The organism is Candidatus Blochmannia vicinus (assembly GCA_030020825.1).
Taxonomy (GTDB): Bacteria; Pseudomonadota; Gammaproteobacteria; order Enterobacterales; family Enterobacteriaceae; genus Blochmanniella; species Blochmanniella vicinus_A.
This window is the reverse complement of record CP125213.1, coordinates 773,929-780,225: the sequence shown is the minus strand read 5'-3', so window position 1 is coordinate 780,225 and position 6,297 is coordinate 773,929. Positions and strand designations below refer to the sequence as shown.

Here is a 6,297-nt window from a genome sequence, read left to right as displayed (position 1 = left end):
ATTGCACTTAATGCGATTATAGATATTGCTATTCCTATAGTAATACTAATAATAGCAATTAAAGATACTAAAGATATCAGAATATTATTATTCGAACCTTGATGAAATTTTAAAGCAATTTGTAAAGATAATATCATTTTTAAACAATTACCTAAACGAATTATACTATGTCAATATTATTTGACCATCAGATATCGTTAATATTCTATGACATTGCTTAGCCAATACTAAATCATGAGTTGCAATTAAAAAAGTTGTTCCATAATAAATATTTAATGTTTTTATTAATTGAAAAATATTACTCGAATTTTTTTCGTCTAAATTTCCAGTTGGTTCATCAGCCAATACTAAAGCTGGATTATTTATTATAGCCCGAGCCACAGCTACTCTCTGACTTTCCCCTCCAGATAACTCATTCGGAAAAAAATGAATACGATTTTCTAAACCAACTAACTTTAATACACACCGTGCTTTATTTTTTGCTTGACTGAATCCAGCACCTCCAATCAACAATGGCATTGCTACATTTTCTAAAATATTAAAATCTAATAATAAATGATGAAATTGATAAATAAAACCTAAACGTTTATTGCGTATCATAGCAAGTACATTATCAGATAATGTATGTAATGCATACCCCTCAAAAAATATCTTACCTTCAGTTGGCTTATCTAATCCTCCAAGTAAATGTAACAACGTGCTTTTTCCGGATCCAGATATCCCTACAACAGCAATAATTTCATTAGGTTGTATACTTAAAGTAATGCGATTCAAAACTTTAATTACAAAGTTAGCACGACGATAATATTTAGTTAATTGAGTGCAATATAGCAACGGAATATCAGCCATGACGCAAAATTTTTGCAGGAGGAATAGAAGCTGCACGCCATGATGGATACAACGTAGCTAACAAGACTAGAACAAACGTCATAAACACGATACCTAAAATTTGATAATATTTTATTTCTATAGGTAATTGTACAGTATCTGGCAATATTTTAAAAAACAATAATATTTGATTTAATTTATTAGATAACAATAATCCTAATCCTATGCCAAATAGAATACCTAACATACCATTACTAAATCCCTGAATCACAAAAAGCAGCACAATCTGTCGGCGAGTAAAACCATATGTTTGTAGCACTGAAATTTCTATCTGTTTATCTAATATTAATAATACTAAAAAAGAAACAACATTAAAACTTGCTGCTATTATGATTAAAACTAATAACAAAGACATTATATTTTTTTCCATTCTCATCGCTTGAAATAAAGATCCTTTATATTCTCTCCAGTCCCTCCACACCCAATCTTTATATAATTGCGAATAATTATTATAATAATTATTCAGTAAAAGTGGTTCATGTAACCACAAACGCCATCCAGTAACACATTGCGATGGATAACGCATTAACGCAGAAGCATCAGACTGATGTATTAATACTTGATAAGAATCAACTTCACTAGTAGTAATATAAATATCTAATACTGTAAATAATCGTTGACTAGGAATATAGCCAATAGGAGTGATCTGCATAACAGAAGGGATAATTAAACGAATTTGATCATTTATACGTACTTTAAGTTGTTTTGCTAGAGTTGACCCAATAATGACATAATATTTTCCCGGAATTAACTGATTTATGTGTTTATTGATCAAATAAAAATATAATGGTTCAAAATGATTCGGATCAATTCCTAGCATAACTCCAAATGATGCTTTTCTAGAACTTTGTAATATCACATTAGATGTTACCAACGGCTGTATACATATTATGTTATGTTTTAATTGACGTAATACTAATTTTGGTTTATCCTCAATGTGTACATATCCTTTTTCAGTAGTGAGCAATACATGAGGTATAAAATTAAGAAGATTTTGTTTTATGTCACGCTCACAACCATTCATAACTGACAACACGGTTATCATTGCCATTACACCTAACATAATAGCAATACTAGAAATCCAATAAATATTTCGGCCAAACTGATCTATCGATTTTCCCAAAATATAACGTAAAGCAATGAATAGTACGGTTGGTCGATACGTCAAAATTTGCTGTATTACCTCATAAACATACCAAATAATATATTTTTAAATTCTTATATATCTAAAAAATTTAATAATTGAATCTTTTCCATAAGATTATTTCTTCAAACTTTTTACAATCTTTAAGTATCACTACTCTTTAATACTATTAAAACTTATTCATATCTTATGCAGAACCACTGACAACTCTCAAAATCTCACCAGTCTTAACCGATATTAATTGTAATTCTAAATTTGGTTTTTCTGCATTTCCATAAGCAATACCATACAGAATATAATTTGCTTTCAAATAATTTGCAATTTTTATAGAAAAATTATAAGTGTTTCTATTATCTTCTGGAAACACACCCAACTCTCTGTATACAGAATGTAATGTTCCTATATCGATAACATCATATGTTCTAGTATTCTCTACAATACATTTAATTAATATGTTCGTAACATTATTAGTCTGGAAAATACCATTGGTGTTATTCTTTACTATATTTACTAACAATACACTACCACGTTCGATATTATCAAAAAAAAATGCATTCTGCAGTATATTTAATAAAATTGGTTTCCAATGAATTAAGTTAATTTGAGATGGTACTGATAACGCAGGTTTCGTATTATACGTAGACATACGATCATAATTGCATAAACCAATACAATGTACAGAAATTATACTAATCACTAAACACATCATTTTTTTTTTCATAAGTAAAATATGTACTGTTATTGATAATAAATTTAATATTATTTTTAATATTTATTTTATCTAAAATATAAATTTTTATCAGGTTCGTTATCGTATTAATCTTTACACATCAACAAGCATATACTTTAATTCTTATAAAAATAAAAAAGCTGTTATCAAATTAAATACTAATTTAAAAATTAGTTTATAAATTAGTATTTAATTTATTACTCTATTACTTTTTCTGTAATAAAGGACCTAGAGGCTCTCCTCCTAATAAATGCATATGAAGATGATAAATTTCTTGACCAGAATGATGGTTGCAATTGACTATTAAACGATAACCTGAAGAATGTATATTCTCTTGCTTAGCAATTTTTGCTGCTACTACAAACAATCTACCTAATGTTATTTCATCATTAGTTGATACATGATTAACAGTAGGAATTAATGTATTAGGAACAATTAATACATGGACAGGAGCCTGGGGATTTAAATCATAAAATGCAGTCACTAATTCATCTTGATATAAGATATCAACTTTAATTTTCTTTCTAATAATATTTATAAAAATATTGTCTTTTTTCACTATTTATCCTATCACTTAAAAAATTATATAAATACTACTATAATTTTTTGACTACGTCAGATAACATCTGACCCCTCACACAGTAAAATACAAACACTATATTTGTTTTTAGATTATCAAGTATTGAATTATATTTATAATTGTATAATAAATTAATTACGATTTTAATTAAATCATACTCAATATGGCATAATTATTATACTTTAATGTATCATAATGATAATACGATACTGATAACTTACCTGTAATATCCATTTGATGCATTTATATTATTCTTGTTTTACAAATGAAACAAAGTGCGAAAATTAACTGTAGTAATAAACGCTAATTCATCCATTTTAATATTCTTTATAAGTGCTATATAATTAGCAATTTCATATATATAAGCTGGCTGATTTTCTTGCCCTCTATAAGGAACAGGAGTGAGATAAGGAGAATCAGTTTCTAACAATATACGATCAAAAGGAACATATTTAATTACTTCTTGAATCATATAAGATTTTTTAAATGTTACCATTCCAGAAAAAGATATATAAAAATTAAGATTTAATAACAATCTTGCAGTATCTATATCTTCATTAAAACAATGTAATACGCCACCACACTCTTCTGCTGATTCTGCACGTAAAATATCGATAGTATCCTTACAAGAAGCACGACTATGCACAATAACTGGCTTCTGTGCTGCTCTAGCAACACGAATATGTTCCCGAAATGCTTCTTTTTGTTTTTTTTTGTTATCTAATTTTAATTTATGATAATAATCCAATCCAGTTTCACCTATAGCAACTACATTTCTTCTAGAAGATAAAATATATAATCTCTCTCTATCAAAATTATCAGAATAATGTATATACGTAGGATGTACTCCACAAGAAAATAAAACGTCATTTCTGTACCCAATTAACTCAATCATACTATTATAGTCTGACATAGCGACACTAACTGATAAAACTAGCTTTACTCCTCTTTTTTTAGCTTTATTCAATACATCCGAAACATTTCTATGAATATTTTGATAATTTAATTGATTCAAATGACAATGAGAATCTACCAAAAACATAGTATCATATACTCCATACATGGAAACAAGATTCAACAATATCTTTTTGCCAATTTAACAACCGATAGGTCAGTAATAATTCACGATCAATATTAGTAAATTTCTGAAAATAACATAACAATGCTAACCATTGTTGTAATTGACGGCTTAAAGACGAAACACTCCAGTAATCTGCAATAGCAGTAATTAATTCTATTTGATCTAAATTTATCATAAATTGTTGATTTATTCCTTGCTTCCATTTTAATGCATCTACAAGTACAGTAATAAACCAATATAAATATGTATTATTTCTACAGGTATTCAAAAATGGTACAAGTTTTAAAAAATCTTTATTTATAATAGTATAATACATGGATTTACACAATTCTAATCGTTCTTTCCACATCCCTAGTTTAAACATAGCTTCCGCTTCTATAGGAGCACCGTTACACAAACGTAATGCACATTGCGCTAATAAAATATCATCTATCCCTTCCTGTTGTTGCATTAACCACTGTAATCCAAGTGATTCTTTTGGAGATACAATTGACCATTTCATACATCGACTCAAAAATGTTAATGGTATTCTCATATAATCTCGAGTTTTAAAAAAAAAATAAGTATTTATTGGAGGTTCATCGAGCGTTTTAAGCAACACATTAATAGACTGATCAGTTAAATATTCCACATACTTTATAAATATAATTTTTACTTTACTTCGATAAGCATGATGATATATAGAATTAATAAAAGTACGCATAATATCAACGCCTACAGTTTCAGTATTATTTTCCGGATTTATTTGATAATAATCAGGATGATTTCCTATATTCATTAACTTGCAATTATGACAAAAATTGCAGTGTCGAGTTTCCCTAGGATGAGAACAACTTAACCATCGCGCAATTGCATCAATTAAAGTATCTTCTCCATTATTCCATTTAGCATTTAAAAGTAATGCATGATGTCCTCTATTTTTTCGATAAGAATTCAACATTTTACTATAAATAATATTCAACCAGGGATACCATCTCGTCATAACTTGCTCTTGCAGTTTATTAACCACCAATCTAAATATCTGTAAATAACAGCAGAAACTTTTTCTAAACTTTGAGAAGCATCAATCATGATAATATTTTTTTTTTCAGAGGCTAATTTTTTGTAACAAGAACGCACACGAGCAAAAAAACTTAAAGGTTCTTGTTCAAGACAATCTAATATTATTCTATTCTTTATTCGAGATACACTTAATTCTGGAGAAATATCAAGATAAAATGTTAAATCTGGATATAATATATTTGTAATTTTATCAGATAAAGCATGTAATAATGGCATATCCACTCCCCTACCGCCTCCTTGATATGCCTGAGAAGACAAATCATATCTATCCCCAATTACCCAATAACCTCTAGACAAAGCTGGTTTAATAACATTTTTTACTAATTGAAATCGTGCAGTATATATCATTAATAATTCTGATATACTGTCAATAGGATCACTTATAGGTCCACCATATTTAATTAATACACGTAATAAATCTGAAACTGGCGTACCTCCTGGTTCACGAGTAGTTATAACATTTACAACACCACATTTATTCAGATATTTAATTATTTGATAAACAACGGTAGTTTTTCCGGCTCCATCCAATCCTTCAATTGCAATAAATTTATTACCCACATCATGCCTTATATAAAAATTATTAATACCATCATAATTTAATTGTTCATCACAGTTATAAAATTTATGTATTTATGATAATAAATACATAAATTTTATATTTCCTACAACTATAAATATTGTATATACACATATAAATTCAAAAACAATAAAACCCAATGCCCATAAGAAAAAATTTATAATAATAATAATAATTAAATATTTATACAGTATATGAGAGAAAATATCATTTCTACTGTCATCGTAGACGT

General features: G+C 27.8%; 5 protein-coding genes and 2 pseudogenes. All 7 read right to left on the bottom strand.

Annotated elements, in window-relative coordinates; translation table 11 throughout:
* Nucleotides 1-165: 165 nt before the first annotated feature.
* On the bottom strand, nucleotides 166-849 hold the full coding sequence (locus QMA81_03305; GenBank protein ID WHL25285.1) for an ATP-binding cassette domain-containing protein: 684 nt from the start codon (nucleotides 847-849) through the stop codon (nucleotides 166-168).
* The gene (lolC, locus tag QMA81_03300; GenBank protein ID WHL25284.1) at nucleotides 842-2,056 is read right to left on the bottom strand and encodes a lipoprotein-releasing ABC transporter permease subunit LolC; all 1,215 of its coding nucleotides are present in this window, start codon (nucleotides 2,054-2,056) and stop codon (nucleotides 842-844) included. The genes QMA81_03305 and lolC overlap by 8 nt, the downstream gene beginning before the upstream one ends.
* Before the next feature lie 163 nt (nucleotides 2,057-2,219).
* A complete protein-coding gene (locus tag QMA81_03295; GenBank protein ID WHL25283.1) occupies nucleotides 2,220-2,753 on the bottom strand; it encodes a penicillin-binding protein activator LpoB in 534 nt (177 codons plus the stop codon).
* Nucleotides 2,754-2,967: 214 nt separating this feature from the next.
* Nucleotides 2,968-3,321, bottom strand: a pseudogene (locus QMA81_03290) (HIT domain-containing protein).
* Nucleotides 3,322-3,601: 280 nt separating this feature from the next.
* Nucleotides 3,602-4,384, bottom strand: coding sequence for a YchF/TatD family DNA exonuclease (locus QMA81_03285; protein WHL25317.1), 783 nt, complete (start codon nucleotides 4,382-4,384; stop codon nucleotides 3,602-3,604).
* Nucleotides 4,385-4,388: 4 nt separating this feature from the next.
* Nucleotides 4,389-5,405 carry a DNA polymerase III subunit delta' C-terminal domain-containing protein gene (locus tag QMA81_03280; GenBank protein ID WHL25282.1) on the bottom strand — a complete coding sequence of 339 codons (1,017 nt, stop codon included), beginning with the start codon at nucleotides 5,403-5,405 and terminating at the stop codon, nucleotides 4,389-4,391.
* Nucleotides 5,402-6,046 (bottom strand): annotated as a pseudogene (gene tmk, locus QMA81_03275) (dTMP kinase). The gene QMA81_03280 and the pseudogene tmk overlap by 4 nt, the downstream one beginning before the upstream one ends.
* Nucleotides 6,047-6,297: the final 251 nt, after the last annotated feature.

Excerpts from the sequence above, each read along its gene's own strand:
- QMA81_03305 (WHL25285.1), bottom strand. The coding sequence starts at position 849 with ATGGCTGATATTCCGTTGCTATATTGCACTCAATTAACTAAATATTAT.
- QMA81_03295 (WHL25283.1), bottom strand. The coding sequence starts at position 2,753 with ATGAAAAAAAAAATGATGTGTTTAGTGATTAGTATAATTTCTGTACAT.
- QMA81_03285 (WHL25317.1), bottom strand. The coding sequence starts at position 4,384 with ATGTTTTTGGTAGATTCTCATTGTCATTTGAATCAATTAAATTATCAA.
- QMA81_03280 (WHL25282.1), bottom strand. The coding sequence starts at position 5,405 with ATGACGAGATGGTATCCCTGGTTGAATATTATTTATAGTAAAATGTTG.